This window comes from Arthrospira sp. PCC 9901, assembly GCF_059013425.1.
The window spans coordinates 105,122-131,727 of sequence record NZ_CP102296.1 but is presented as its reverse complement, the minus strand read 5'-3'; the positions used below and the strand labels follow the sequence as shown (position 1 = coordinate 131,727).

At 45.3% G+C, this 26,606-nt stretch carries 25 protein-coding genes and 4 pseudogenes; 7 read left to right on the top strand and 22 right to left on the bottom strand.

From position 1 onward, the window contains the following. Position 1 precedes the first annotated feature (1 nt). The 5 genes and pseudogenes from NLZ44_RS00695 to NLZ44_RS00675 all read right to left on the bottom strand — a co-directional run bounded on the left by NLZ44_RS00695 (position 2) and on the right by NLZ44_RS00675 (position 2,929). Entirely contained in the window at positions 2-550 is a 549-nt protein-coding gene (locus tag NLZ44_RS00695; RefSeq protein ID WP_493751558.1) for a methanogen output domain 1-containing protein, read from the bottom strand. A 157-nt stretch (positions 551-707) separates the two neighbouring features. After that, the gene (locus NLZ44_RS00690) at positions 708-1,301 is read right to left on the bottom strand and encodes a CPBP family intramembrane glutamic endopeptidase (protein WP_315644933.1); all 594 of its coding nucleotides are present in this window, start codon (positions 1,299-1,301) and stop codon (positions 708-710) included. Between the two features lie 29 nt (positions 1,302-1,330). Then, positions 1,331-2,387 (bottom strand): annotated as a pseudogene (locus NLZ44_RS00685) (DUF3326 domain-containing protein). Between the two features lie 6 nt (positions 2,388-2,393). Beyond that, positions 2,394-2,588 carry a DUF8621 family protein gene (locus tag NLZ44_RS00680; protein ID WP_315644934.1) on the bottom strand — a complete coding sequence of 65 codons (195 nt, stop codon included), beginning with the start codon at positions 2,586-2,588 and terminating at the stop codon, positions 2,394-2,396. Positions 2,589-2,608: 20 nt separating this feature from the next. Beyond that, complete coding sequence (locus NLZ44_RS00675; RefSeq protein WP_493751557.1) at positions 2,609-2,929, bottom strand: 2Fe-2S iron-sulfur cluster-binding protein; 321 nt, start codon at positions 2,927-2,929, stop codon at positions 2,609-2,611. Between the two features lie 359 nt (positions 2,930-3,288). On the opposite strand from NLZ44_RS00675, the pseudogene NLZ44_RS00670 reads away from it, so the two are divergent. After that, a pseudogene (locus NLZ44_RS00670) lies at positions 3,289-4,842 on the top strand (ABC transporter ATP-binding protein/permease); the annotation flags it as partial. Between the two features lie 97 nt (positions 4,843-4,939). On the opposite strand, the gene ltrA reads toward NLZ44_RS00670, so the two are convergent. After that, complete coding sequence (gene ltrA, locus NLZ44_RS00665; RefSeq protein ID WP_493751027.1) at positions 4,940-6,700, bottom strand: group II intron reverse transcriptase/maturase; 1,761 nt, start codon at positions 6,698-6,700, stop codon at positions 4,940-4,942. Positions 6,701-7,398: 698 nt separating this feature from the next. Between ltrA and NLZ44_RS00660 the strand changes: the two are divergent. Further along, a pseudogene (locus NLZ44_RS00660) lies at positions 7,399-7,809 on the top strand (ATP-binding cassette domain-containing protein); the annotation flags it as partial. A 34-nt stretch (positions 7,810-7,843) separates the two neighbouring features. Here NLZ44_RS00660 and NLZ44_RS00655 read toward each other — a convergent pair. Further along, positions 7,844-8,215 carry a DUF6464 family protein gene (locus NLZ44_RS00655; RefSeq protein ID WP_006621870.1) on the bottom strand — a complete coding sequence of 124 codons (372 nt, stop codon included), beginning with the start codon at positions 8,213-8,215 and terminating at the stop codon, positions 7,844-7,846. A 93-nt stretch (positions 8,216-8,308) separates the two neighbouring features. On the opposite strand from NLZ44_RS00655, the gene NLZ44_RS00650 reads away from it, so the two are divergent. Beyond that, on the top strand, positions 8,309-8,455 hold the full coding sequence (locus NLZ44_RS00650) for a hypothetical protein (protein ID WP_158536344.1): 147 nt from the start codon (positions 8,309-8,311) through the stop codon (positions 8,453-8,455). A gap of 20 nt (positions 8,456-8,475) precedes the next feature. Beyond that, entirely contained in the window at positions 8,476-8,772 is a 297-nt protein-coding gene (locus tag NLZ44_RS00645; protein WP_006621869.1) for a ferredoxin-thioredoxin reductase variable chain, read from the top strand. A 151-nt stretch (positions 8,773-8,923) separates the two neighbouring features. Here NLZ44_RS00645 and NLZ44_RS00640 read toward each other — a convergent pair. From NLZ44_RS00640 to ppsA, 4 genes and pseudogenes are all read right to left on the bottom strand, one after another. After that, a pseudogene (locus NLZ44_RS00640) lies at positions 8,924-9,316 on the bottom strand (zinc ribbon domain-containing protein); the annotation flags it as partial. A gap of 145 nt (positions 9,317-9,461) precedes the next feature. After that, on the bottom strand, positions 9,462-9,659 hold the full coding sequence (locus NLZ44_RS00635; protein ID WP_111894641.1) for a hypothetical protein: 198 nt from the start codon (positions 9,657-9,659) through the stop codon (positions 9,462-9,464). A 223-nt stretch (positions 9,660-9,882) separates the two neighbouring features. Then, positions 9,883-10,074: a hypothetical protein gene (locus NLZ44_RS00630; RefSeq protein ID WP_493751556.1), complete on the bottom strand. Its 192-nt coding sequence runs from the start codon at positions 10,072-10,074 to the stop codon at positions 9,883-9,885. 53 nt (positions 10,075-10,127) lie between these two features. Continuing rightward, positions 10,128-12,638 carry a phosphoenolpyruvate synthase gene (ppsA, locus tag NLZ44_RS00625; protein WP_493751555.1) on the bottom strand — a complete coding sequence of 837 codons (2,511 nt, stop codon included), beginning with the start codon at positions 12,636-12,638 and terminating at the stop codon, positions 10,128-10,130. A 449-nt stretch (positions 12,639-13,087) separates the two neighbouring features. On the opposite strand from ppsA, the gene NLZ44_RS00620 reads away from it, so the two are divergent. Next, positions 13,088-13,441: a winged helix-turn-helix transcriptional regulator gene (locus NLZ44_RS00620; RefSeq protein ID WP_493751554.1), complete on the top strand. Its 354-nt coding sequence runs from the start codon at positions 13,088-13,090 to the stop codon at positions 13,439-13,441. Here NLZ44_RS00620 and NLZ44_RS00615 read toward each other — a convergent pair. From NLZ44_RS00615 to NLZ44_RS00570, 10 genes are all read right to left on the bottom strand, one after another. After that, positions 13,438-13,722, bottom strand: coding sequence for a DUF427 domain-containing protein (locus NLZ44_RS00615; RefSeq protein ID WP_493751553.1), 285 nt, complete (start codon positions 13,720-13,722; stop codon positions 13,438-13,440). The two genes, NLZ44_RS00620 and NLZ44_RS00615, sit on opposite strands and share 4 nt — an antisense overlap. 74 nt (positions 13,723-13,796) lie before the next feature. Next, positions 13,797-15,461: a putative bifunctional diguanylate cyclase/phosphodiesterase gene (locus NLZ44_RS00610; protein ID WP_493751552.1), complete on the bottom strand. Its 1,665-nt coding sequence runs from the start codon at positions 15,459-15,461 to the stop codon at positions 13,797-13,799. 107 nt (positions 15,462-15,568) lie between these two features. Further along, positions 15,569-17,677, bottom strand: a complete 2,109-nt coding sequence (gene pta / locus NLZ44_RS00605) for a phosphate acetyltransferase (protein WP_006668848.1) — start codon at positions 17,675-17,677, stop codon at positions 15,569-15,571. A gap of 122 nt (positions 17,678-17,799) precedes the next feature. Next, positions 17,800-19,386: a glucose-6-phosphate isomerase gene (locus NLZ44_RS00600; protein WP_493751551.1), complete on the bottom strand. Its 1,587-nt coding sequence runs from the start codon at positions 19,384-19,386 to the stop codon at positions 17,800-17,802. 131 nt (positions 19,387-19,517) lie between these two features. Further along, on the bottom strand, positions 19,518-19,775 hold the full coding sequence (locus NLZ44_RS00595) for a cytotoxic translational repressor of toxin-antitoxin stability system (protein WP_493751550.1): 258 nt from the start codon (positions 19,773-19,775) through the stop codon (positions 19,518-19,520). A gap of 84 nt (positions 19,776-19,859) precedes the next feature. Further along, a complete protein-coding gene (gene iscB / locus NLZ44_RS00590; RefSeq protein ID WP_493751549.1) occupies positions 19,860-21,131 on the bottom strand; it encodes an RNA-guided endonuclease IscB in 1,272 nt (423 codons plus the stop codon). 285 nt (positions 21,132-21,416) lie between these two features. After that, on the bottom strand, positions 21,417-21,668 hold the full coding sequence (locus NLZ44_RS00585) for a hypothetical protein (protein ID WP_006668846.1): 252 nt from the start codon (positions 21,666-21,668) through the stop codon (positions 21,417-21,419). Positions 21,669-21,841: 173 nt separating this feature from the next. After that, positions 21,842-22,120 (bottom strand): hypothetical protein, encoded by a 279-nt coding sequence (locus NLZ44_RS00580; protein ID WP_493751548.1) that lies wholly within the window; start codon positions 22,118-22,120, stop codon positions 21,842-21,844. 69 nt (positions 22,121-22,189) lie between these two features. Beyond that, the gene (locus NLZ44_RS00575; RefSeq protein WP_493751547.1) at positions 22,190-24,211 is read right to left on the bottom strand and encodes a protein kinase domain-containing protein; all 2,022 of its coding nucleotides are present in this window, start codon (positions 24,209-24,211) and stop codon (positions 22,190-22,192) included. A 37-nt stretch (positions 24,212-24,248) separates the two neighbouring features. Continuing rightward, the gene (locus tag NLZ44_RS00570) at positions 24,249-24,719 is read right to left on the bottom strand and encodes a DUF8738 domain-containing protein (RefSeq protein ID WP_315639963.1); all 471 of its coding nucleotides are present in this window, start codon (positions 24,717-24,719) and stop codon (positions 24,249-24,251) included. A gap of 111 nt (positions 24,720-24,830) precedes the next feature. Here NLZ44_RS00570 and NLZ44_RS00565 point away from each other — a divergent pair, with 111 nt between their 5' ends. Next, complete coding sequence (locus NLZ44_RS00565; protein WP_493751546.1) at positions 24,831-25,466, top strand: vWA domain-containing protein; 636 nt, start codon at positions 24,831-24,833, stop codon at positions 25,464-25,466. A gap of 53 nt (positions 25,467-25,519) precedes the next feature. Here the strand turns inward: NLZ44_RS00565 and NLZ44_RS00560 are convergent, their stop codons facing one another. Then, complete coding sequence (locus NLZ44_RS00560) at positions 25,520-26,080, bottom strand: thioredoxin family protein (protein ID WP_006621848.1); 561 nt, start codon at positions 26,078-26,080, stop codon at positions 25,520-25,522. A gap of 182 nt (positions 26,081-26,262) precedes the next feature. On the opposite strand from NLZ44_RS00560, the gene NLZ44_RS00555 reads away from it, so the two are divergent. Continuing rightward, positions 26,263-26,601 (top strand): cupin domain-containing protein, encoded by a 339-nt coding sequence (locus tag NLZ44_RS00555; RefSeq protein WP_493751545.1) that lies wholly within the window; start codon positions 26,263-26,265, stop codon positions 26,599-26,601. Positions 26,602-26,606: the final 5 nt, after the last annotated feature.

Here is a 26,606-nt window from a genome sequence, read left to right as displayed (position 1 = left end):
TTTAGATCCCAAAATACTCCCTACCTTCGGCATCTTCGGCATCTTCGGTGGGTTGAAGATACACAACTACTCGACAACCTGAATCACCTTGAGCAATAGTTTCCTGTAATTCTACTTTCGCATAACCGAGATTATCAGCAGCAATTGACCCAAATACATTAGAGGTCATCATACACATAGAAGGACGATTTAAGACCTGATCTCCAAAGGGACAAACTCGATTCCCAAAAACTATTTTTTCGTCGTCTTCTTCAATGACATAAAAATCGCCGTTAATGCGTCGCTTGAGGTCTACCAAAACTTGAGCGACTTGTGAACGGGAGAGTCGAGAAAGTTGCAGGGCTGATTTATAATGGTGATCAATGGCTCTACCCATTGACTGACCGACAACGCTGATAAAACCGGATGCTTCTTCTAAGCCGACAACGTTTTCTAGTGTACCAGCGAGTTCTCTGATTAAGGTACGGAGAAAAATATCTCGTTCCAGGGGAATATCTAACTCCGTGAAAGATTGGTTGTTATCAGGGGATGAATGGGTAAGATTACTCATATTCCTGTGATTTGGTTAAGACTGATGTGCTTATTGACGTGACCCTAGGGAGATTATCGCATAAATAACTTGTATATGTCCACGGCTGAGATATTTATGCTGACGAGGGTGGCTACAGCCACAGAGATTGATTATGATTAGGGGGTTGATGAATGTTTTAGGTATGGGAACTGCCGATATATTTAAACTTCCAGAGACAGCCGGATATAAAATTAGTAAAAATGTGAGCCACAATGGGCACGACAAGGTTGCCTGTAGCTAAGGCACTATAGCCTAAAATTACTCCCACTAGGGTAGCCCAAATAATGTAAGGCCACTGTTGAGAACCGCTGAAATGGAGTAAGCCAAAAAAGATGCTGGAAACGACTAAACCCAGGGGATTCAACCCAATGGCTGCGAAAATTACACCCCGAAATAGTAACTCTTCACTGAGACCGGGAAGCAATCCCAACCAAATTAAATCTGGCCAGATTAAGGGGGTGAGAATTAGTTTTAAATAAATATCGGCACTGCGACTATAAGCCGGCCAAAGACGATAGAGAATTGCACTAGCCCCAGTAATTCCTACACCGATCGCTAATCCTTGAATTATGCCCAAAGTGGTGATTTCCACAGGTAAGATATAAAAATCACCAAAGAAAGACACGACTTTAGCAATGACTAGCAACAATAGGGCTGTCCCCCCCATGGCGATTAAAATTTGGGTACGGGTAAAGGATTCAAATTCTGGCTGATTGGGGATTTTTTCCACGATGATATTAGGGCTGGAGTATGGTTCTGTTAAGGGGTGTGCAGTCGGTTGAGAGTTGTTAGATTGGGTCTGAGGGCTTGATGATTAACTCCCTGTCGCCATGTTACCAAAACTCCGATCGCCTCTAAATATGATTTTACCGGGACGGTCTTAATACCGATCGCCTCTGGGGGGGTTGCCATAGTGGTGCGATTTTCGGCTACGGTGATCATCAGTTTGGCACTATTAGCAAAACTCAGGATAGCACTACCACCACAGGCGGTTTCTGGAACTACCACCGCATCAACTTGATTAGCCCAGATGCTATCAGGTGCTGTCAACCGAGACTGGACATATTGGGGCGCACGACTCAACCCGGCTAATACACAGGGAAGGAATGTATAGCCTATTTCTTCGGCGGCGGAACGGGGTGATAAATGGGGGTCTAGGGGTAAAGGTAACAGAGCGGGAGCGTGGGCGCAGGGGATGCGAAAATGTCGGACAATGAGATGGCTAATAATAGCCTCGGCTCCGGCGAGAGGATCAACACCCTGTCCCTGTCGATACTGGCTGAGAGCCACACTGCCTTCATCATCGGGAAATCTAGCCACCACTGCGATCGCTTCCGCTCCCGCTTTATCGATCAACTGTTTTGCCCCCGCAGTAAACTATCTGGGTTGCCAATGGTTCCCCAAGAAGCACCAGAGGGGCTATTCTTAGCTCTACGTTGAGGGGAGCATCGGTAATGACATAATCAGTCATATTGATGCCCAGAGTCGCTCTAGCGCCATCGGCGGCCTGTAGGTGTCGCAGTTGCAATTCTGGTTCCATACCGCGATCGAGTAATAGTCCCACTCGGTTACTGTGGACGGGTTGGAGTCCCCAACACCCCGCGGCCATTTGGTCTAGGGCATATCCTTCCACATAGAGGGCATTAGGTATAGGCCAGTACAACTGAGCGCCGTTAAGGACGTTGGGATGGGTGATTAACCTATCACAGACTCCAGATAGCGATCGAGCAATGGGTAAGGCATCCCCCGCATAGCCACCCAAATCCGCCCCTATTCCAGTAGGGACTATCATTACCACAGTAAAGGGGCGAGCCATGATTGTCTATTGAGGCTGACCGGGATGGTCGCCTGTGGTGACAACTGCTTCTACATGGGCGATTTGGCGTTCAGTATCCACCTTGGTAATCGCCCAGCGCAGGGGTTCGCCCCGGCTTTCTAATTCGGTGGCGATCGCTTCTTGTAAAGCCTTTGGGGATTCAGTTAAATCTATTTCAGCAGTAATAAAGTGGGTAGTCATTTCTCGTCAATTCAAAAATCCTATGAACTTGCACCAAATTGGCGCTGATAGACCTCTTCTTCCTTTCCGGTTTCCACCTTCAAATCTGAGCGCGGATGGGCTATACACAGCAATACATAGCCCTGTGCTTGCATATCTGGGCTCAACCCCATACCCTCACTCTGATCAACTTCTCCTTCCAGGATTTTAGCAGCACAGGTAGTGCAAACTCCAGCATTGCAGGAATTTGGTAAACTAAACCCCGCCTCTTCCGCTACTTGCAGGATATACTTATCCGACGGCACATCAATCTCGTGAATTTGGCCTTCGTGGTGAATCTCCACCCTATAGGTGTTAGACATGATTGGGTTAATACTCCTTCCACAATTTTGAACAATCAATTTTATAGTTTACAATGACAGGGTCAAATATATCCCTGATTGTTCGCTGAACCTAACCATTCAGGATAATAGCGCCCGCCGGGTTAACTTCCTCTATTGCAACTTTATCGGAAATTATTGTTCTGTATGATAGAGTAATTCCCGGTTTTTGTTATAAACTTTTTGGGTAAAAGTCAGAAACCTTGTAGATCTACTTTTGGTCATTATAACCTATAAGTTTAACCTGCCTTCCCTCGATTGTGCTTTGACCTTCTTACCTAATCTGGGTATGGCTCCCGGGTTATCCCATTCAAGTTCAATAATTGGTCTAGCATTAACAGATGAATCGATTTGACAGTCAACTTTGGAGACGATTTCTCAGCATCGCACAACCGTTTTTTTACCCGTTGGGACCTGGTAGTGGCAGGGTATTTTTGCTATTGATGTTGCTGCTGCTGATTTTCTTGTTTGGGGTCGCTTTTGTGTTGGTCACAGCCGTTACTTTAGCTAGTCAACTGCTGTTTCCTGAGTTTTTTAATCGCATCGCTCCCGGCTTATTGGAAACTATACAAGGGGTGATTTATTCTCCCTCTATTATAGTCGTGGCTTTGATGCTGCTTGTACCCGCCATGGTATTCTACTGGTATCGCCGTCAATGGTTGACTCGCTGGCAACCTTGGGCTTTTTTGAGTGTCCTGCTATTTATTTCTCTGGCTGTTAGTGGCTTAAATGTCATTATTAGCTATGTGGGAAACTTTTTTATGACCGCTCTCTCCGAGAGAAATGAGGAGGAATTTTGGCGGTTTCTGTTTGTTTATGCTGGTGTCTTTGTCGTGGGTACTCCCATCGTGGTTCTCTATGGTTACACACGCGATCGCCTCGGTAACTATTGGAGGAAATGGTTAACTAATCGATTTCTGGATAATTATTTTAACAATCGCTCCTACTATGAAATAGACTCCCATAAAGATATCGATAACCCTGACCAACGTATCTCTGAGGATATTCGGGCTTTTACGATTACTAGCCTCCGATTTTTACTGATTATTTTAGGCGCGGTAATTGATGTAATTTCCTTCACGGGTATTCTGTGGTCGATTTCTAAACAATTGTCCCTGTTCCTGTTAATTTATGCCGTATTTGGTACAGGGGTCACAGTCTTATTAGGTCGGCGCTTAATTACCCTCAATTTTAATCAGCTTAAACTGGAGGCAAATTTCCGTTATGGTTTAGTCCATGTCCGCGACAATGCCGAATCTATCGCCTTTTATCAGGGAGAAGATCGCGAATCTCAGCAGGTTAAAAACAGGTTTTTCCAAGCCTTTAATAATTTTAACCTCCTGATTGGTTGGCAGAGAAATGTAGATTATTTCACTACTGGGTATCGCTATCTTGTGATTATTTTACCCTCTGCGATTATGGCTCCTCTGTATTTTGCCGAACAAATCAGATTTGGAGATATTACTCAGGCGAGTTTTGCCTTTTCTCAAGTGTTAAGCGCTTTTTCGATTGTGGTGACTCAAATTGAACCCTTGAGTAGATTTGCGGCGGGTATTAATCGTTTAACTGGGTTCTCCGAAGCCTTGGAAATGAGCGATCGCACCCCCACAGGGAAACCTCAAATTGACCTCATGATAGACTCTCCTTTGGCGGTGAAAAATCTCACCTTAGAAACTCCTAACTATCAGAAAACATTGGTGCGGGATTTATCCCTAGAGTTAGCACCCGGTGAGGGTTTATTAATTGTTGGTCAAAGTGGAGTAGGGAAAAGTTCCCTATTACGAGGAATCGCGGGTTTATGGCGATCGGGAACTGGGGTGCTAGTGCGTCCGGAACTTAGCGAAATGCTATTTCTCCCCCAGCGTCCTTATATGATTCTGGGAACCCTGCGAGAAATTAGGGGTCGAGAATGGAGTCGCCTCCATCCCCTCCCATTCAAAACCGTACTTGAGAGTTTCCCCTCATACGGCTCCTAGTCTAACTGCCTCTCTGTTAAGAGTACAGCAACCTCTCTTCATCAAGAGCGGTTTTATCATCGTGACAGTGGCGATGTAATAGCTGAAGATTCTTGTACTCGTCTCTACCTCCTTGGTTTCGAGGTACAATATGGTCTACTTCAACTAAATCTGATGGGGTAAAGTATTGCCCACACCAGGTACACCTGCCTTTTTGCTTTTTGAGTAGTTTGGCTACCCTTGTTGGCGTATCGATTGCCTGTCCTTTTCTGGTTGCCCAGTAAGTCCAGTTTCCGTCGTATGGTGTTGCGTCCGGGCGTACTAAGGTATGTCTGACAATTGGTGTCCAGTTGTGTTTATATAGATGTAACCCATCTTTAGTTTGGAACATCCAAGATTCCTGTCTTTCTTTCCCATTACTGAGTTTGACCGTTCCCGGTTTGAAGTAATTACTCAGCTTTTCATAACTTGCCTTTCCGCATCTTGTGACTGTCCATGCCCGTAACATTTGCCAGACTATGTAGTCTAGCTTAGTGAAGGTTTCCGCTGAAACTACCCCTGAGTAGTAGTTTGACCAGCCTCTGATTATCGGGTTTAACTTGCTAATCAGGGCTGATTGGGGTGCGGTTTTATGTTGTTTGATTACACCCTTTATCACTTCTGTATGGGCTTTAACTGCTTTTTTACTGGGTTTAATGTGGGTTAGAAAGTTTTTCCTTTTGCTCCCATTCACCTTACCCGCTTTGTGCTTTCCTGCTGGATATTGCCTTATATTGAATCCTAGAAAGTCAAATCCTTGGTTCTCCATTTTGCCATTATACTCAATGGGATTGAGTGTGTGGCATATCCTGGTTTTTTCAGGTTTTATCTCTAGTCCAACAGGCTTTAACCATTCGGAGATTGCAGTTTTGCACTGTTCAATGATTTCGAGTGATGGAGATATCACCACAAAGTCATCGGCGTATCTTATTAAGGTTGCCTGAACAGGTTTACCTTTTCTATTAGGATACATTGTTTCTATTAACCTAGCCATTCCATCCAGTGCGATGTTGGCGAGTATTGGACTTATTACCCCTCCTTGTGGTGTCCCTGTTTCTGTATCCTCGAATACGCCGTTATCTAGCACACCTGCTTTAAGCCATTGTTTCAGGTCTCTTTTTAGGCTGCTTGGACAATGAATTTTGGACAGTAGGTAGTCATGGTTTATTCGGTCAAAGCATTTAGCTATATCTGCATCCAGTATGTAATAACCTCCTTTGTTGATACTTTGAAAGATTCTGGATATTGCGTCATGGGCTGACCGACCGGGTCGGAATCCATAGCTGTTGCTTTCAAATCTCGATTCCCATTCAGGTTCGAGAGCCGATTTAACCAAGGCTTGCCTCGCTCTGTCTTGGATTGTGGGTATTCCTAGCGGGCGTTTTTCATCCCTGCCAGGTTTTGGTATCCACACCCGTCGCAGTGGTTTTGCTTTGAGGTTTCCCTTGATGCTTTCGGCTAGTTCAAGCCTTTGTCTAGGAGAGACTATTCTTACCCCATCGACTCCAGCCGTCTTCTTGCCTTGATTGTCTTGGGTCACTCGCCGCACTGCCAAGAGCCTGGCATAATATGATTTCACCAGTAGACGTTGCAACCTTCTCGCCTTCGCGTGCTGTCCCGATTTAGCTGCTTGGTATATCCTCTTTTGGAGCTTAAAGACGTACCGCTGAACCTTAGCCCAATTGATACCTCTCCATACATTCGTAGTCTTGGTAGGTCTCGGTTTATTGAATCCCTTACTTTCTCTCGATTTCGTCATATTGACTCCTACTTGACTCTATCCTTGCAATCAAACCGTGACCCGTTGGCGTATCCCTACCATTACAGTCGGGCGTTGGCTTCTGGTCACATCTCACATCCTCAAGGTATCCGCTTACACTTATCGCTACTGAGTTCATCGACCTATTCCCTCAGAACACTTGAGGACTTAAAACGTTCCGTTTATATGGGCATTCCATCTTTAGACTTGTCCTTTCCACCGGGGTACTTTTAAAGGTCTGTGTAGGTAGTTAATTGAGCCTCCTACTTTTCCCCTTGCTCTTTTGAGCGCAGCGTGTCAACCTATTTTCGCTGCCAAATAATTACGATGGTTCAGGCCGGACATTCGGTTTCCCTAATCATGGATGGTTGGCAGTGGTCTCGATTCTGGTGTTAGGTTACACCTCGGAGCCTTCCGTTCCCCGCTTCAGTCCCAGGGTTGTGAGTCCTGAATCTGGGGGTGGCTATCGCCGTCACTCTTAACGCAATTGTTAAGGAATCATTAAGATTTCTGATTTTGCGTTTTGACCTTGAGTTCCCTGCCTTGTTTTGTATATTTCTATACCAAACGTTGGGACATATAAACAGTTATGGGGATGGTCAGGTGTGCTATCCTTATATTCAACCAAGGGGTTGAAATCCCCACCAGGCGGTTATTTCGGGTATTGCAACCCTATTTCGTGCCTGAACGTCTCGCACCAATTACTCTATCCTAACTCCCATCTAAACATCGACGACACCGAATTAGAATCCGTTTTGAAACTCGTTAATCTGGGTGATTTAAGCGATCGTGTTGGTAGCTTTGATGTAGAATTGGATTGGGCTAATGTTCTCTCCCTCGGAGAACAGCAACGCCTCGCCTTTGCTCGTCTGTTGCTCACTCAACCTCGCTATGCTATCCTTGATGAAGCTACCAGCGCCCTTGATATGAAAAATGAGGAGTTGCTGTATCAAAAACTCAACCAGATGAACACTACTTACGTTAGTGTCGGACACCGGATGAGTTTACTGCAATATCATCACCACGTTTTAGAGTTGATGGAAGACCAAAAATGGCGTTTAATATCCCCACAGGAATATCAAGCAGACCTGAATTTATTTGCGGGATAGTCTCCGTTTTTGACCGCTTCTGATTTCGCCGTCATTATCCGGGGGGTGTTTCTTCCAGGGACTCATAAAAGCGACATCGATCGCAGGGTCCCTGGGGATTTACCGCACAGCGAAATAACTCCGATCGCGCATTAAACCGACAACTAGCATCCCCTATTACCCAATGTCCATTGACTAAACTCTTCTCCTGGGGTTCTTCAGCAGACTGTACATATAGAGCAATTTTACTTAGGCGGTAACGACCTGATTTTAAATGATAACGGTGTCGGCGTTCCAAAACTGCATAGGTTTGACCCTCTAAAACCAAATAATGGCCAGGTTGGGGAGTCCAATCAAAACACACATTTCCTAGGGACTTACGCGGCTCGGTTAAAATTACTTCTGTTGGTAGTGAATATGATTCCATGAATTTCCCCAATTTTCACAAAACACCTGCCCAATTGTATCTTAAAATATACCCCCAGAAGCTGAACCAAGATTGGTCCACTTTTCTGGCAAAATGTCAAGGGTCTTAGGTAGTCCCTCCCGCTTCCCCACTGACCCGAATAATTCCCGGAAATCCCCAATTATCGATGATTTCAGGCGATCGGGAACTGTGATTTTCCGCGCCGGGAGTTTGAGATTTGCCTATTTCATGTCAAGATAAAAAACTGTCTGTTCTAGTGAGTGTCGCTGGGTGGTCGCACAACTATCGCAGCCACTTCTGTAGGCATTTTTACCGAAATACATGAGTTGGAATTTATGAAAGTCGGCGATCGTGTTCGCGTCAAAGAGTCAGTGATTATCTATGTCAATCCCGAACACCGCAATCAACCTTCTGATGCTAAGGGATTGGAGGGGGAAATTGTATCCGTCCTAACAGACTGGAATGGTAGACCTATTACCCCGAATCTGCCTGTTATAGTACAGTTTAACCCCAAGTTTAAGGCTCACTTCAGAGAGGAGGAGTTAGAAGTGATTTAGGAGAGTTATAAACCATCTGGGGAACTATTGGGGACAAAGAGACATCAGTTTACCGTTTCTTGAGTCCCTCACCCCGGCGGCTTTAGTGGCGACCCCGCAAAAACCACCCCAGCAGGTTAAAATCACCTAGCATTTTCTGCATCTGATACATTTACGCGACATTTTTCCGGTTGTTCCCGGACAATGCGACGATAGCACTATTACCCGTTAAGGTAACAGAGGCGGTATCCCGCAAAGCTTTTAGAAAGATTCCAAAAGCACCGTTCCAGTCCCGTGGTAGAGTGAACCCGCACTCAGGACATCGGAACACTTTTGAGCCACCTAGCTGGGAATGGACATGACCACAGTGAGTACAGGTTTTGCTGGTGTATTCTTCGGTCACATCTACAACTGTTCAGTTATTTCCGCGCTTATGTCTCAGGGTTAGTTTGAATCGATAATGCGCCCATGTCAGCATGGCGCGGGCAGTCTTAGACCTGATTAGACGCTTCACCTTGGCAACCATATTGGAAGTCTCGAAGGTGGGCAAAAAAATCAGGCTGTGTTATGGGATGGCCAGGGATGCGACCCAATCAACCAAGGGGTTGAAGTCCTCACCGGGTAGTTATTTCGCCCATTTCAGCTCTATTTCATACCCGAAGGTCTCGCACCATACTTGGTATTATACCGTATTGCCGTAAAATGTTAACCTAATTTGAGATTAAATCATGCTCTTGACGGTGGCGTTCGGCTGTCTCATAATACCACTGGCAATAGCGATCGAAGTCCTCACGATATTCGACTTCCTGATAAAATTCCCGTGTGGTCGTCGTGGCTTCTAATGCTTCTATGATTTCCCCTGGGGGTGGCGGCGCTTGTGGAATTATGTGTTCCCAGTTGGAGTGCATAATCTTTCTGGCTAAGGTTGACTTTTCCGTACATCAAGCAGGGGTCGCTGTTAGTAAAATCCAGGCGATCGCTAAACCGATGGCTACAAACAGCTTTAATATGACCCCTTTACCTGTCTTTAATTTCTCTTTCACCGATTCATAGAACCGAGTTACTTTCGGTTACAAATAGCATCCACATCATATCACCGCCTAGATTTTTTGTCAACCTGTTGGTGAGAGTTTAGAAACCCGGTTTCTCACCAGCCATCTCTTGGGGAAAGAGAAACTCTCCTAGAAACCGGGTTTCTCCTGGGGTGGGTGAGAGTTTAGAAACCCGGTTTCTCACCAGCCATCCCTTGGGGAAGGAGAAACTCTCCCAGAAACCGGGTTTCTCCTGGGGTGGGTGAGCGAAAAAAAACTGCCCCGGTTTCACCAGAGCAGTTTTAAATTAGAACTCAGAAGTTACTTAGTATCCTAAACGGAACTCTATTTAGCCTGAGCGACTTCCATGATATCATCAACCAAAACGCCAGACTCTTCCATCTTGCCAATGTCGAGGATGGTCTTAATCACAGAGTCGGGGTTCAAACTCATCGAGTCAATACCCAACTCAACCAAGAACCGAGCAAACTCTGGATAGTCACTAGGCGCTTGACCACAAATACCAATCTTGCGACCATATTTCTTAGCTGCTTTGATGGCGATCGTGACCATCCGACGTACCGCCTCATTGCGTTCGTCAAAGATATGAGCCACCAGTGCGGAGTCACGGTCCAAGCCTAGAGTTAACTGGGTCAAGTCGTTCGAGCCGATGGAGAAGCCATCGAACACTTGAGCGAACTCATCAGCAAAGATGACATTACTCGGCAATTCGCACATCACATAAACCTGGAGGCCGTTTTCGCCTCGTTTCAGGCCATATTTCTCCATTTCAGCCAACACCTTGCGGCCTTCATCAGGAGTCCGACAGAAAGGAATCATCGGCACCACATTGGTCAGACCCATTTCGTCGCGCACCCGTTTCAGAGCCACACATTCCAGACCGTAGGCTTCCCGGTAGTTGGGGTCGTAGTAACGGGATGCACCCCGCCAGCCGATCATCGGGTTCTCTTCTTTGGGTTCAAACTGACGACCACCTAACAGGTTGGCGTATTCGTTACTCTTGAAGTCCGACATCCGCACAATCACTGGGTTCGGATAGAAAGCCGCTGCGATCGTGCCAATACCATGAGCCAGTTTATCAACAAAGAAGTCCGGCTTATGATCATAGAGTTTGGTCAGTTCGCCAATTTCCCGCTTAACTGATTCATCTTCCAGTTGGTCATACTTGAGTAGCGCCAAGGGGTGAGCCTTAATATGATTAGCGATAATAAACTCAAGACGAGCCAAACCTACACCATCGCAGGGAATAGATGCCAAACCAAAGGCTTCTTCTGGGTTCCCCACATTCATCAGAATTTTAGTGCGGGTCTTAGGTAAGTTGTCCAGAACCGTTTCGTTTACATCAAAGGGCACTAACCCTTCATACACCCGTCCTTCTTCCCCTTCCGAACAGGAAACTGTAATGTCTTGTCCGGTCTTGACCACTTCCGTAGCATCTCCGCAACCAACGATCGCCGGAATACCCATTTCACGAGCAATAATCGCCGCGTGACAAGTCCGACCGCCAGCGTTAGTGACAATAGCACTGGAACGCTTCATAATCGGTTCCCAGTCGGGGTCAGTCTTGTTGGTAACTAATACTTCTCCCGGTTGGAAATCATCAATCCGGTGAACATCCATAATTACCCGTGCTTTACCCTGACCGATCATTTCGCCAACTGCACGACCGCGAGATAGCACGTTGCTAGTTCCGTTGAGTTTGTAAGACCGCAGGACACTGCCCGATTTTTGGGATTGTACCGTTTCTGGACGTGCTTGGACGATGAACAGTTCACCCGTGACACCATCTTTCGCCCACTCAATATCCATAGGTGTATAGCACCCACGAACTGTTGAGTAGTGATTTTCGATGATAACTGCCCATTCAGCCAGCTTCAGGATTTCATCATCTGTAATACAGAACTTCTCGCGTTCGGAAACTGGGACGCTTACGTTTTTGGTGAGTTTCGTGCCACCAATGTCGTAAACCATCTTGAGTTCTTTTGTTCCTAAGCGTTTCTCTAGGATAGGACGGAATCCTTGTTTCAGAGTAGGCTTAAATACAAAGTATTCATCAGGGTTAACTGCACCTTGTACCACGTTTTCCCCTAAACCATAAGCCGCTGTCACTAGGGCAGCATTCTTAAAGCCTGTTTCTGTGTCAATTGAGAACATGACACCGGAGGAGGCTAGGTCAGACCTAACCATTTTCTGTACACCCACCGACAAGGCAACATCGAAGTGATCAAAGCCTTTAATTGTCCGGTAGGAAATCGCCCGATCTGTAAAGATGGAAGCAAAACACTTATGGCAAGATTTTAAAACTGTATCTTCCCCATAAACGTTTAAGTATGTTTCTTGCTGACCTGCAAAACTCGCATCAGGTAAGTCTTCTGCTGTAGCACTAGACCGCACCGCTACGTCAATATCACTGGCATAGCGTTTGCATTCTTCCTTATAATCTGAATCGAACTTCTCACAGAATTCTGCTGAAGTCCCGTAACGTTCACACAGTTTTCTGTAATAACTAACAATTGCTTCTTCAAGTTCTGGAGGGAAGGGGGTATCTAAGATCAAAGCGCGAGCCTGCTTACCCCGCTGCCGCAGGTTGGGCATATCTTCCACATCTAGATCTGAGAACAGTTCGCGTAGTTTGACTTCTAAGCCCGCTTTTTCGATAAAGTAGCGATAAGCATAGGCTGTGGTCGCAAACCCTGTGGGAACGCTAACCCCTTGGGAGCCTAGCTGTTGTATCATCTCCCCTAGGGATGCGTTTTTTCCACCTACTAATGGAACATCGACAATTCCTACTTCCTCAAACCACAGTACGAATGCTTTTTCTTTATTTTCAACCATTATGAAATTCCTCCAAACTTGAATAACAGTCTGGTAGAGAGTACAGCCAAATCTTTCTACACTTCCAGAATATTCAGTCTTACTGATACTCTGATTTTCATGCAAATAGACCATCTGGCAACAGGTATGGGAAACCTTATTGCTCCAAAACTCAGCATTTAGACTTAGTTAATTTTGGTTTGACTGTCGATCTACAGGCTGAGATTGTTTTCGTCACAGAGGGTTTTTTTTCCCTCTGTTTATAGAGTATTACTTTCTATAAAAATTACAATATAGTTTACTAAAGTTACCTTAGTTACCCAAAGTACAAAAATATTGCTATGATGGAGATACAGCCGCTTATTAAAAAAGTTTAAAACTGCTGTGGCGGTTGGTAACCACTAAAGTAAACCTTAAAATTTGTTAAAATGAAAGTTACAAAACATTGCGAAAACTCCCAAACAGGCCCAATGTCAACTGGTTCGGAAAACTCTACTGAGACCGAACAGCCTTGTCCTATAGAATATATATTGGATAGAATTAATAGTAAGTGGTCTTTTCTAATTTTGCGGGAACTTTTGATAGATAACCGCCGTACTCATGAACTACAGGAAGCACTTCCGATTAGTACGAAAACCTTGACAATTCGGTTGAGGGAATTAGAAAAATATGGTATGATAGAAAGAAAGGTTTATCCAGAAATACCCCCTAGGGTAGAATATTCTCTCACACCTAGGGGACGAAATATCAAGCCAGTCATTGATGCCCTACAACAGGCGGGAGAGGCTTGGTTGTCTGATGAACAGGTAGTCGGAGGTAGTTAAACTTCGACTTTTACGCCTCTCCAAAAGGCGATATAACCTTGGATATTTTGGGCGGCGGGTTTAGGGCTGGGATAATACCAAGCAGCATCTTTATTAACTTCGCCTCCCACCTCTAGGGTATAGTAACTAGCGACCCCTTTCCAGCCACAGGTGGTGTGGGTGTCGCTATTTCTGAAGTATTCTTTTTTAATGGAGTCTGGGGGGAAATATTGATTGCCCTCGACTACTTCACAATTATTGCTTTCGGCAACAACGACCCCATTCCAAATTGCTTTGGCCATAAAATTTTCCTAAACTCAAGTTTTGTGATGGCTTAATTATACATAATTTTTGATGGTTGGTGAGGGGATAACTTCTAACCTGCTTCTGGACACAAATTATGATGTTGGCGTTGGAGATAGTCTTCGACTGCGGCTACGGACATGGGTTTAGCGAGTAGATATCCTTGGATGGTTTGATATTTGAGGTTTTGTAGCTGTCTGAGTTGACCTTGGGTTTCGACTCCTTCAGCTACTAAGTTGATATCTAAAGAGTTGGCCATCAATGCAATAGTTCTGACAATTTCAACACTTTTCTGATCTCGTTCCATACCGCTAATAAATGATTTATCAACCTTAATGGTGTCGAAGGGGAAATTGTGGAGATAGCTTAAAGATGAATACCCGGTGCCAAAATCATCTATACATAGGTTAATTTTACGGGATTTGATTTGTTTTAAGATGTCGGTAATATCTTCGGCATTATTCATTAAGGCGGTTTCGGTAATTTCGAGTTGAATTTGTTGGGGGGGAATTTCAGTAACTTTTAAGATATGATCAATTTGGCTTAATAAATTAGGCTGCATCAGTTGTACGACGGAAACATTAATGTTAACAAACATGGATGCGACCTGGGGAAATTGCGATCGCCACTGTTGAAATTGCCAACAAGCCTGACCAAATACCCAGGTTCCCAAGGGAATAATAAAACCGGTTTCTTCCGCCAAAGGGAGAAATTCAAAGTTAGAAATAAGCTGAGTGTTATTATACCATCTAATCAGGGATTCAAAGCCGACTATTTTGAGGGTCTCAGCGCAGAAAATTGGTTGATAATAAAGCTGAAACTTACGGTCATTAAAGTCTCGTCTCATTTGATTATCCAACTCTAGCTGACGACTAGCATAGGCTTTAAATTCGTGATTAAATATGGTATAACTTGTATTGGGGGAACGGCGACATTGATGCACGGCTAATTCTGCTGCTTGTAACAGTTCTTCGGGATTTTCCCCACAGTCAGAACTAAAAGCCAACCCCATTTTTACCTGTTTAAAAAGTTCATGTTCTGAGAGATTAAATGGTTGAATAAACAGATTGCTAATATAATTGAGAATTTTATGGGCTGATTCCAAGTCTCCTACCTGTTCCAAGAGAATTATAAACTCATCAGCCATACCGACTCTAGCAATCATGACGGAATCAGGAAGATAGGTAGTCAGGCGGTTAGTGATAGCGATTAATAGCTGTTCTGATAATTCATATCCCAGGGTATATTTAATGGATTTGAAATGGACAACATCAAGGTGAATAACTGCAAATTTATGATTTTCTGGGTGAGTTTGTTTTAATAAATACTCCAGTTTATCTAACAAGACAGACCGCAAAGGCAGTTTAGTCAAAGAGTCATATTCAATGTAGCTTCTCAGTTGCTTTTGTAACTTGATATATTCGGTAATTTTGCTTAAAATTATCAGTAATTGCATGGTTTTTGTGGATGCCATTTTATGGTTAATTTCCTGAAGCGATCGCTGATATTTTTGGAGAAGCTGATATAATAAAAGGCTGGTAATAGCAATAAATATTAAGCCTTTAAAAGTAGTCAGATAAGTAAACTGGCTATAATTACCAATAATAGTTTCTATAGCCTGATCAGAAATGAGTATCCAGACCGCGCCAATAACAGCGTAACTGAGGACTATTCGACGAGGGAGGTCTTTGGTTAATGTATGTATATTCATGGTCAAAGCCATTGACAAGGTAAACATCAGAGCATAGACTCTGTTATGGTGAAACCAGGATGGCTCACCATTATGGAGTCTTACCCATTAACAGTATTCTATCTGAGATGCTACAATGTCCAGTGTTTATGGAATTAATGGGAGTGAAAATGTGTGCCTAGATTCGCTTGAATAGCAGTAATTGCTACTGTATTAACAATATCGGTGACGGTGCAACCGCGACTCAAATCATTAACGGGTTTTTTCAATCCCTGCAAAATTGGTCCGATCGCCACAGCATTAGCCGATCGCTGTACAGCCTTGTAAGTATTATTCCCGGTATTCAAATCGGGAAAAATAAAAACTGTGGCACGACCAGCCACCTGGCTATCAGGTAGCTTAGTTTTAGCGACACTCTCATCAATAGCAGCATCATACTGGATCGGGCCTTCAATTTTCAAGTCCGGGCGCAGTTGACGAGCGATGATGGTAGCTTGCTTAACCTTTTCGACATCCTCACCCTGTCCGGATTCTCCAGTAGAATAAGACAACATAGCCACCCTAGGTTCAATGCCAAACATTTGAGCAGTCAAAGCGGAACTGATAGCAATATCAGCCAATTGTTGAGGATTAGGATTAGGATTTACGGCACAGTCGCCATAAACCAAAATCCGATCTTCCAACCCCATTAAAAAGACACTAGAGACAATAGAAGTACCGGGAATGGTGCGAATAAACTCCAAAGCGGGGCGGATCGTGTGACCTGTGGTATGGACTGCTCCCGACACCATACCATCAGCGTGTCCCTTATAAACCATCATGGTACCAAAATAGCTAACATCGAGCATGACATCATAGGCCCCGTCTTTAGCAATACCCTTATGTTTACGGAGATTAAAATAGGTTTCAGCATAGTCTTCATACCAGGGGGATCTAGCCGGATCAATAATCTGGACTTGGGATAAATTCAAACCGAGGGCGGCAATACGTCCGCGAATTTCTGCTTCTGAACCTAATAAGGTAATATCTGCGACTCCCCGCCGCCACAAAATCTCAGCGGCTTGTAAAATCCGATCTTCGCGTCCTTCGGGTAGAACAATATGCTGTCGATTAGCTTTAGCCCTTTGAATCAATTGATACTCAAACATGATCGGAGTCATGCGAGAGGGACGGGAAACCTGTATGCGCTCCTCAATTTGACCCAAGTTGACATGAGTTTCAAATAACCCCAAAGCTGAGGCAATTTTGCGATCGTTGTCCGGGGTAATAGCACCATGTACCCGGTCTACATTCATGGCAGTTTCGTAGGTATCAGTCTTAACTGTGATCATGGGAACTGCCCAATGGGGACATCCATCGATGAGGCTTTGGATAGTGGCTGGTAGTTCCAGACCGCCACTAAGAATAATTCCGGCAATATTAGGATAGTTCTCGGAAGTAGCGGCGACGGCGCAGGCGAGAATAATATCAGCCCGATCGCCTGGGGTAATAATTAGGCTACCTTCTTTGAGGTATTTGAGGAAATTGGGAACTTGCATGGCGGCGACGCGCAAATCAAAAACCTCGCGGTTAAGGCGATCGTCGGATGGGCCATAGATTTGTTGACCGCCGAGTTTCTGGGCAATTTCGGCGACTGTGGGTTTAGCTAAAATAGGTTCTTCTGGAATGACAAATAGGGGATCTGGAAATTTCCAGAGAGTTGTCAACTGTTCCATAATTCCTGGAACATTGTGGTTATCGACACGGTTAACTACAGTAGCGGCGATCGCGCAACCTTCTTCAATAAAGGCTTCCCGTTCGGCTAGTAAGGCACTCATTAATTGATTGGGGGTTTTACCGCTACCGCTGGCTACAATCAAAATGGGACAACCTAGGTGGTTAGCAAATCGGACGTTAAAATCAAACTCGAAGGCGGAAGCGATATCAGTAAAATCGGTTCCCTCGCAGACTACAAAATCACAATCTTGCTCAACGGCTTTATATTTTTCGATGACTTGCTTAATGACTTCATCATAGCGACCCTCACCAATCAAATTTTGAGCTTCTTCGTGGGTGAGAGCATAGTAAGATTCATAGGGTAGGGCTTGGTGTAGGCGACTGCGAACTAATTGGATATCTCTGTCAGGAGTGGTGTGACTACGAATAATGGGACGGAAAAATCCCAATTTTTGAATTCGTTTGGAAAGCAATTCTATGATTCCGAGTACGACTAGGGATTTGCCACTCCCGGGTTCAATGGTAGCAATGTAGAGATTCTCAGCCATTCGTTTTTCACTCCTAGTTATCTCCTTCGCTCCCATGCTACACCAATGAAAACTTACCCGATCTGTGGGGGGATAAGGACCGGGTGAATAGGAATTATGGACTGGGCGCTAGTGGGTTAAGTTTAGCGCCATTTGGCGATCAGTTTGCCGGGTTTACTGGGGTCTCCGCTCAATTCTACTCCTCGGTCATTAGCTGCTAAGTGACGCAGGATTTTATATAGGGTTTCTACCTGTTCCTGGGCATCTATTTTGGTGGCTAAGTCGGAGATAGAAATACCTTGGCTATGGCTGCGTAAGGCTTGTAAACTTTGGTGTTGTAACTCTAGGACTTGGGCGGCGGCTTTTTTCCCGGCTTCGACTCCCGGTTGGTGATAGGCGTTGATGTTGACTAGGGAAGCATATAGACTGACAGCACGTTCATAGAGAGCGACTAGAGCGCCTACAGTGTATGGATTTACTTCGGTAATAGTTACGGTAATGGAGTCTCGTTGGTTGTCGTATAGAGCCTCTCGTGTGCCTTGTAGGAAGCCTGAGAGATAGTCTCCGGCGGTGACTCCGGGTTCGATTTCTGGGGATTGTCCTTGGCGATCGCGTAGGACTTCGATAAAGGTGGCGAAGAAGTTAGGAACCCCATCTCGAAGCTGTTGGACGTAGGCGTGTTGGTCTGTGGAACCTTTGTTACCGTAGACGGAGATACCTTGGTTGACGATGTTTCCATCTAGGTCTTTTTCTTTTCCCAAGGATTCCATGACTAATTGTTGCAGATAACGGCTCAAGAGTATGAGTCTGTCTTTGTAGGGGAGAATTACCATATCTTTTTCACCTCGGCCACCTCCGACGGCATACCAACATAGGGCCAGCAGGGCGGCGGGGTTGGTTTTGATGTCGGGTTGGCGGGTGGCTATATCCATGGTTTGAGCCCCTTGGAGTAGGGCATGAATATCTATGCCTTGTAGGGCGGCGGGAAGTAGTCCTACGGCTGACATTTCCGAGGTGCGACCACCGATCCAGTCTTCCATGGGGAAGGTTTCCAACCATCCTTGGCTGGTGGCTTCTTGGTAGAGTTTACTACCGATTTGGGTAGTGGCGATCGCTTGATCGGGAAAGTGGAGGTTTTGCTTGAGTAAGGCTTGTTTAACTTCCATCATGCCGTTACGGGGTTCTGGGGTGCCGCCGGATTTGGAAATTACTAAGATTAGGGTACTCTTTAGGCGATCGCCTAGTCGTTGCAGAATCCGATCTATGCCATCGGGGTCACTATTATCGATAAAGTGAATGTTGATCAGTGGGTAATCTGGGGCTAAAGCATCAGCCACAAATTGTGGTCCTAGGGCTGATCCTCCAATACCAATGGAGAGTAAATCTGTAAATTTTTCGGCTTGGGGGGGTTTAATCTCACCCTTATGGACTTTAGCGACAAAGGTTTCTATTTTGTTAACTGTGTCGATAATTTGCTGTTTGATTTGGGGAGTAGGTGCTAGATCCGGGTTTCGCAGCCAATAATGGCCTACCATTCGCTGTTCATCTGGATTGGCGATCGCCCCACCTTCGAGGGCTTCCATGTCTCGAAATGCCCCGTCAAACTTGGGCTTCATGGCTTCCAGAAAAGCCTGATCAAACCTAATCCGACTGATATCGAGGTACAGTCCTATTTCTTCGTGGTAGTACAGCCAGTCTTGGTATCTTTGCCAGAGTGTAATGGCATCCATAATCACTGTTTCCCCGTTATGTACAAGTTGCCAGTCCAGAACATCTATGAGGGTTTAACCGCTTTTACCCTTCCGCAATTCATTGATAGAGCCTTATCTATCAGCACATATTCTACAACAGTTGTCAAAACTTAAACATGGGGTTTAGGCAGAATTCTCAGAAACTTGACGATTTGGCCCGTAATCTCTAGGCCGATTAAATAGCGATCGATGGTGAATCGATAAAAAATACCAGTCGAACCCACCGCACGAAATTCCGGTAATTCTTGTAAGCGATTAATTTGGGGAAACTTGACGAAAACGATTTGATAAACTCGCCAATAGGCATCCGTGTCTAAGGCAGTTAAGTCTTGTAAAAAAGAGCGTGCATAACGAACTTCAACATTCACGTAAACCTCTTGGGAGCGTGGAAGCCCCGTGTCTTTAGACCGGGGAGGAAACGCGACAGGGGGACTTTAGTCCCCGTCAATCTTTCAAGCATAGGCGTAACCATCCTTCCTGTGAATGGGTTGGCAGTATTTGTGGCTGATGCCTGCCACCCGTACAGAAGCGGTGGTAATATCAAAACTACCAGACGCACGGCAGAGAACCCGTCCTAGATATGAGCCAATTTTCTTCCCCGCTGTGACCGTAGCCGTCACCATGTCGCCAGTCTGAAAGCCTTTATGAATTTGCCTCCTGGAGCGGTGACGAGTAGGGAATCCGTACTTATTCGTCCCGCACATCTGACGGGTTCCATGCCCCTTTGCTAAAATCAGCAACGGTTTTGAAGTCAGAACTTCGAGTGATTCGACTGGTCCAACACAGGCAGCATCAAGCCAGTGAGCTTTAGGTAGGTTGAGCCTCAGTCGATTGAACTTCGTTTGTCCGCCCGTTCCTGTGGTAACTGGGAGTCCTGTTGCTTTCAAAGCATTGAACAAAGCCCATCGGGTCGAGTTAACGGCTGCTGCATCTTTAAGCGGCGATTTTACCTGCCTGAGAAGACGACTCAGTACATCAGGCTGGCTCGATAAAAAATCCCGAATGTCCCCATTGCCTTTGGCTTGATTGCATGAGTGGCAAGCCATCGTCAGGTTAGAAACCCGGTCAGAGCCACCCTTAGACCGAGGCTGGATATGCTCAACTTCGAGTGGTACATTTTGAGCCCCACAGTAAGCACAGGTTCTGCCCCACTTCTCCAACAGGTATTCCCTGACTTCGTAGCCTTGTAATGCTCCCTGCTGATACTCAACACCTGATATCTCAGGGTTTTCCATCAATTGCAGGTCGAACCGTACTAGCTCTTGAGCAATGCTGCCAACTGGGGCAAGTCTACGAAATCGGTGAACCCAGGTCATTAGAGTATCTACTCGATGCTGCCAGCTGGGAGCTAACCAACCTTCGGGACGAGTCCGATTCAAGAACCGAGCTGGTCGATATCGGGTCTTGCGGTTTCGTCGAGAACGTCGGAGTTGACGACGAGAGAGCAATGCTTCTTTAATCTGCTGTCCTCGGTGCTGCAACTCGGCAGCAAAGATAATATGATTCCCTTGCTTTAAGGCAATTCCAGTGACTTTAGAGCCTGGGTCTAATTTTAGTTCGAGGAGTTCAGGATTAGCGTCAACCTCCTTGTTTAGAATAATGGTGAATGGGTAGCGTCGAAATACCGATGCTTTCCCGGCTTTGAGCAGTGATCGTGCTACCCCTGGCTTGCACGGTGTCAGGGGCTTGCGGTTGGTATCTAAAACGAAAATATGGTTAGACATTGTTGCGTCTGTTCTGATTGCTCGTAACGTTTGCGCTTGCGCTAACGCGCACGCTGCGCGAACGCTAATGTTCAGAGTCGGTACTTTCCAAATCGCACTGTCTTAACCCCTTAGAACTGTTTAACGATTTGGTTCTAGGGCCTGGAACTAGCACGCATTCCAGGGTAGGAACTTTAACTCTTGCTCTGAACGTAGCCAGTTAAGGCTTAAGCTGGTCAGCTACCTGAAAGCGGGGGGCACGAAGCCCCCGTGCTTCAGCCGGGGGTGCTGACGACATAACCAATATCAAATGCTTTCTATATCGGGATTCAATCCATGGGGGGCTAGGGGGACACGCCCATAATCAAAATACAGCACTTGTAGGGCTTCTTCTCTCGTCAAGGCATCTCCTGGCCTTAATTTTTGATGGGCATTATCAATGGCTTTGAGCATGAAAGCATCCTCATAGAGGGGGGTCAGAAACTCCCAGGCAGTTTTCAGGTCCTCGTCTGATATTCCTTCTATTAAACGGTGTAGTTTTTTTCTCAAAGATATCATGACTGTGGCCTCCCTTTCCATGATTTCAATCTACCAGAAAACTATGAAAGTTGATCATAATATCAGCCCAAACTAGATGCCCACACTACCTGAGTAGTTCTTGAATTATATTGTAGTGGGAGCATCAATTAACAATTAACTATAAAAACTGCATCAGGAAACTGGCAAGGCCCTTAGCACCTTTGGGTAATACCCCGCAATGAATCCATCAAGTTCTGATATTCAGGAGGATTAATCAACCCTGAACTGTAAAACTGTGCTAGACAGCTATTTAGGGCATTAAATGCTGTTTCCTTATCAATCCAGGACTTGCCCCCAAGCAGTGCCTCTTCTGGAGTGGAGTAGTCGTTATTGGAAGTTAGATGGTCACCGTAGGGCAGGATGATCTGCCACTTCCAACGGTGACGGAAACTGAGACTTGATATCAGTAGCCCATAATAATCCTTGTGCATTGATTTTTGTTACCTAGGCGACAAAACTTAATTTTTATTTAACAATTGTATTATATTTTCTAATCAATATCAAGTTTGGGCGGCGTGATACCAAATCTTCACGAGTCGGTCAGATCCGCCACTAGCTATGGTTTTGCCGTCAAGACTAAATGCTAGGGATAATACGTCTGCTGAATGGGCGGCGATGGTTTCTAATAATGTGCCGTCGCTGAGTTGCCAAATGTCGATTTGGCCTTTACTGTTGCCAGTAATTAACTCTGTACTATCGGGTTTAAAGGCGATCGCAAATATATCGGCATCATCAGCCCGCAGGGTACGCCATAGCTTCCAGGTCTGGTCTTGTTGATGCCATAGACCGATGGAACCATCCCGACATCCTCCGGCTAACATTTGACCGTTAGGACTAAAAGCAACGGTTCTCACCCAGTCAGACCAACGGGGTAGGCTTCCTAATTCTTGTCTTTGCTGTAGGTTCCACAGGCGGACAGTTTTATCCCTAGAGGCGCTGGCTAGGGTCTGACCATCTGGGGAAAAGGCGAGTCCATAAATGCGATCGCTATGACCATAGAGAGTGTAGGAAGGCTTCCCTTTTTTGAGATCCCAAATTTGTATGGTTTTGTCCCGGGAGGCGCTGGCTAGAATATCTCCCTGGGGGGAAAAGGCCACCTGTTCCACAGCATCTTGATGACCAATGAGGGTATACCAGCGTTTACCTTTTTTGAGATCCCAAATTTCCACAGTCTGATCACGACTACCACTAGCTAAAATGTCTTCCTTCGGGGAAAAGGCGATCGATGTTACCCAATTTTCATGACCAGTTAGCGTGTACCAACGTTTCCCAGTTTTGAGTCTCCAAATTTCTATAGTCAGATCTTGGCTACTGCTGGCCAGTATTTCCTGATCAGGAGAGAAAGCTACACAGGTGACTTGATTACGGTGTCCTGTCAGCGTATGTAGAAGTTTCCAGGTAGGTGATGACCGTTGAGGTTGAACACGGCTAGGTTTTGGTGGAGTGGGTGGCTGAGAAGTTCTAGCCGTGGGTGGTGGGGTGATTTGCTGACTGGTTCTAGCTGTCCGTGGTGGCGGTGGGGGCAGTGGTGGCCGCGGTACTCTCACCGATGCAGCCGGGCTAGGGAGTGCCGTATTATCAAAGTTATTAATATTAATGTTGTGCAGAATCGTCGGGGGTAGTCCACTAGGATGCAGCGCCCTCAGTACATTCAGCGGGGAATTATAGCGCTGGGAAGGTAGGGAAGCCACCATTCTATCTAAAACTAAGCCCAGTTTATTACTAACCGTATTTTCCTGTAAATAATCTCGCCAAACCCATTTATCTTGGTGAATATCATAGAGGTCAAAGGGCGAGATTTGGGTGAGTAAATATAAGCAAGTCACCCCCAAACTATAAATATCACTAGCATATATGGCTTGACCCCTAGTTTGTTCTGGAGCCACATATTCAGGACTGCCGATAATAGTTCCTGGTCCTGATAAGTTGGTGCTTTGTACTACTTTCGCCGCCCCAAAGTCCACTAATACCAACTTACCCGATGTCGAGCTATTTACTACTGTTTGAGATTGAATAATATTGGCGGGTTTAATATCCCTATGAATGACGTTATTTTGATGTATAAATTCTAAAACTGGCAAGAGTTCATCAAGTAGTTGAATGATTTGAGTTTCGTTAAAAGTTCCCTGGCTAATTACTAAGTCTTCTAAATTGGGGCCGTTAATATATTCTTGGACTAAGTATTGATTATTGTCCTGTTGAAAATGTGCCAGCAAATCTGGGATGTGGGGATGTTTTCCTAGTTCATCGAGACGTTGGGCTTCTTGGTGGAATAATTCCGCCGCTTTGCGAGTAGTTTCTACCCCTTGGGTTTGGGGGAAAAATTGCTTAATGACGCAGGGGGGATGGGAGGGTTTATCGTGATCAACTGCCAAAAATGTTTTCCCAAATCCGCCATGACCAATAGGTTTAATAGCCTGGTATCTCTCCCGTAGAAACAGTTTAGCACCACAGGTGAGGCAGAATTTAGCATCATCTGGATTTTGGGGATGAGAACATTGGGGATTGAGGCAATAACTCATGGTAGAAAATAATTACCAGGGGACTAGGTTGGGGTTTTTATTCTGTTTCTAAGCGGAAGGTTTGACCATTATGATTGGTGCGGTAAAGCCAATGGCGCTGACCATCAGACACTCGGACCCGCCAGCCATCTACTAACATTTGACCACATAATTCGTCTGGCTGGGCGAGTCCTAAACAGGTATTTGGCCAAGTCTGTCTTTCGGCGGCGAGGATTTCGATTTCATCTGGGGAACTTCCAGTGCGATCGATGACATCTTGGCGCAATTTGGTGGTAATTTCCGGGGGGAGATCGGCTAAATTTTGGGAGGTTTCATCCATGATCATCACGGCTTCAGGGTTTTCTACCATAATGGGGTCTGGAGTAGCAGAGTCGGTTTTGACTAAAACCACATAGGCGACTAGGGCTAACACGCCTATCAGTAGGGCGAAGATGACCCGGGGAGGTTGTAGGTAGATGGGTCGGTCTGGCTGGTCTTGGTTGGCAGAATCCTGGGGCTTAGGTTTCATAACTAGGACTCGCAAAAACTAGATGATGACGCTTGGAAATATTATAGCTTAATAATTATGGGGGGGAAATGATACAGTATTAAATTAAGTACAATTGTGGGGGGTTGATGTATGGATGTACTATTAGAGGGGGGTGCAGTCCTGGAAAAACGGGATTATACCTTGATTGTGGATGTCAGCGAGAGTATGGCAATGGCTGGCAATAAAAAGGGGCAGTCTCGCTGGGAGTTAATGCGACAATCGATTTTAGAGTTGGCAACCTATTGCGAACATTTTGACCCGGATGGGATTACTTTATATTTATTTGCTGAAGAGTTTAAGCGCTACGATCGCATTACTTCTGACCATGTGGGAGAGGTTTTTGAGAATCATAAACCAGCCGGAAAAGCTGATTTAGCCTCGGTTCTCAAAGATGCCACTGATAGTTATTTTGCTAGACGGGCGACGGAACAATCACAGCCTAATGGTGAAACTATTTTTGTGGTGACGGGTGGGGAGATTATTAATCCGTTATTGGAGGTTAAACGCATCTTGATTAATGCTTCCAATCAATTAACCCATGAGGAAGAGTTGGCTGTGGAAATGATTAGGGTGGGCTCTAGTGAAGAGGCTACGGCGTTTTTTAAGGTGCTTGATGATGAGTTAACGGCGGCGGGCGCTCGTTACAATATTTGTGATACAGTGAGTTTGGAAGATATGGAAGAGATTAGTTTGACGGATGTTCTATTGCGGGCAATTACTGATTAGATTTTAGGGGATTTCCTGGAAATAGGCAACCATTGGGGTTGCCTTGATTGATGTTATTGCGGATGCCATTTGATATTGCAACCAATACTGGGTTTTTGGTCGCTGTTGATGGGTTTGTCGGCGATAATGGCATCTAAAGCCGCCCGCAAATCTGCCCCGGTGACGGGTAAGTTATTCCCGGGGCGACTGTCATCTAATTGACCGCGATAGACTAATTGGCGATCGCTATTAAACAAGAAGAAATCGGGGGTACAGGCTGCTGTATAGGCTTGGGCTACTTCTTGGGTTTCATCGTAGCAGTAAGGGAAGGAAAAACCTACTGTTTCCGCTTGGTTTTTCAGGTGTTCGGGTCCGTCTTGGGGATGGGTTTTGATGGAGTTGGCGCTAATGGCAACTATTCCTATTCCTAGGGGTTGATAATCACGTCCTAATTGGGCTAGTTCATCTTGAATATGTTTAACGAAGGGACAGTGACAACATATAAACATGACTAGCAAGGCTTTTTTATCCTTAAATGTATCGACGGATATCATTTCCCCAGAGGTCACGTCTGGGAGTTGAAAATCTGGGGCGCGCGTCCCCAAACTTAACATGGTTGATGCTGTTAAAGCCATGATTCAAGATTCCTAATTTCTACTATTGGATAACATCTGTTATCATTATAGCTGATCATTCTCGACTCAGGTTAGGTAACGCCATGGCTGATAACTAGGATGTTTGGGGGTGGCGGGTAAGTTGACATGAAGGGAATGTGATATGATCTCAAATAGCCACCCATAAAATGGAGAGAGCTATTATGAGCGATATCATATCCCTAAATACTTCAACGGCTATTAAGTTGGATGATTATATCCAATATGCGGAGGGGGGAATTGTTAGCCGGGTTTTGCTGAAAGATGCTCACTGTCAATATACCCTATTTTGTTTGGGGGCTGGCACGGAAATTTCGGAACATACGGCTACCAAAAACGCGACGGTTAACGTTTTGGCAGGTCGCGGAATTTTAACTCTGGAGGGGAAAGAGATTACCTTAGAGGCGGGAGTGTTTGTATTTATGAAAGCCAACGCACCCCACGCCCTGAAAACTGAGGAAAATCTGGCATTTTTACTGACTCTTTCGGCTGGTAATGAGTAGGGAAA

Coding starts and splice junctions, on each gene's coding strand:
- NLZ44_RS00695 (WP_493751558.1), bottom strand. CDS start 550: ATGAGTAATCTTACCCATTCATCCCCTGATAACAACCAATCTTTCACG.
- NLZ44_RS00680 (WP_315644934.1), bottom strand. CDS start 2,588: ATGACTACCCACTTTATTACTGCTGAAATAGATTTAACTGAATCCCCA.
- NLZ44_RS00675 (WP_493751557.1), bottom strand. CDS start 2,929: ATGTCTAACACCTATAGGGTGGAGATTCACCACGAAGGCCAAATTCAC.
- ltrA (WP_493751027.1), bottom strand. CDS start 6,700: ATGACGAAATCGAGAGAAAGTAAGGGATTCAATAAACCGAGACCTACC.
- NLZ44_RS00655 (WP_006621870.1), bottom strand. CDS start 8,215: ATGGAATCATATTCACTACCAACAGAAGTAATTTTAACCGAGCCGCGT.
- NLZ44_RS00650 (WP_158536344.1), top strand. CDS start 8,309: ATGTCAAGGGTCTTAGGTAGTCCCTCCCGCTTCCCCACTGACCCGAAT.
- NLZ44_RS00635 (WP_111894641.1), bottom strand. CDS start 9,659: ATGCACTCCAACTGGGAACACATAATTCCACAAGCGCCGCCACCCCCA.
- ppsA (WP_493751555.1), bottom strand. CDS start 12,638: ATGGTTGAAAATAAAGAAAAAGCATTCGTACTGTGGTTTGAGGAAGTA.
- NLZ44_RS00620 (WP_493751554.1), top strand. CDS start 13,088: ATGTCAACTGGTTCGGAAAACTCTACTGAGACCGAACAGCCTTGTCCT.
- NLZ44_RS00615 (WP_493751553.1), bottom strand. CDS start 13,722: ATGGCCAAAGCAATTTGGAATGGGGTCGTTGTTGCCGAAAGCAATAAT.
- NLZ44_RS00610 (WP_493751552.1), bottom strand. CDS start 15,461: ATGTTTACCTTGTCAATGGCTTTGACCATGAATATACATACATTAACC.
- pta (WP_006668848.1), bottom strand. CDS start 17,677: ATGGCTGAGAATCTCTACATTGCTACCATTGAACCCGGGAGTGGCAAA.
- NLZ44_RS00600 (WP_493751551.1), bottom strand. CDS start 19,386: ATGGATGCCATTACACTCTGGCAAAGATACCAAGACTGGCTGTACTAC.
- iscB (WP_493751549.1), bottom strand. CDS start 21,131: ATGTCTAACCATATTTTCGTTTTAGATACCAACCGCAAGCCCCTGACA.
- NLZ44_RS00585 (WP_006668846.1), bottom strand. CDS start 21,668: ATGATATCTTTGAGAAAAAAACTACACCGTTTAATAGAAGGAATATCA.
- NLZ44_RS00580 (WP_493751548.1), bottom strand. CDS start 22,120: ATGCACAAGGATTATTATGGGCTACTGATATCAAGTCTCAGTTTCCGT.
- NLZ44_RS00575 (WP_493751547.1), bottom strand. CDS start 24,211: ATGAGTTATTGCCTCAATCCCCAATGTTCTCATCCCCAAAATCCAGAT.
- NLZ44_RS00570 (WP_315639963.1), bottom strand. CDS start 24,719: ATGAAACCTAAGCCCCAGGATTCTGCCAACCAAGACCAGCCAGACCGA.
- NLZ44_RS00565 (WP_493751546.1), top strand. CDS start 24,831: ATGGATGTACTATTAGAGGGGGGTGCAGTCCTGGAAAAACGGGATTAT.
- NLZ44_RS00560 (WP_006621848.1), bottom strand. CDS start 26,080: ATGGCTTTAACAGCATCAACCATGTTAAGTTTGGGGACGCGCGCCCCA.
- NLZ44_RS00555 (WP_493751545.1), top strand. CDS start 26,263: ATGAGCGATATCATATCCCTAAATACTTCAACGGCTATTAAGTTGGAT.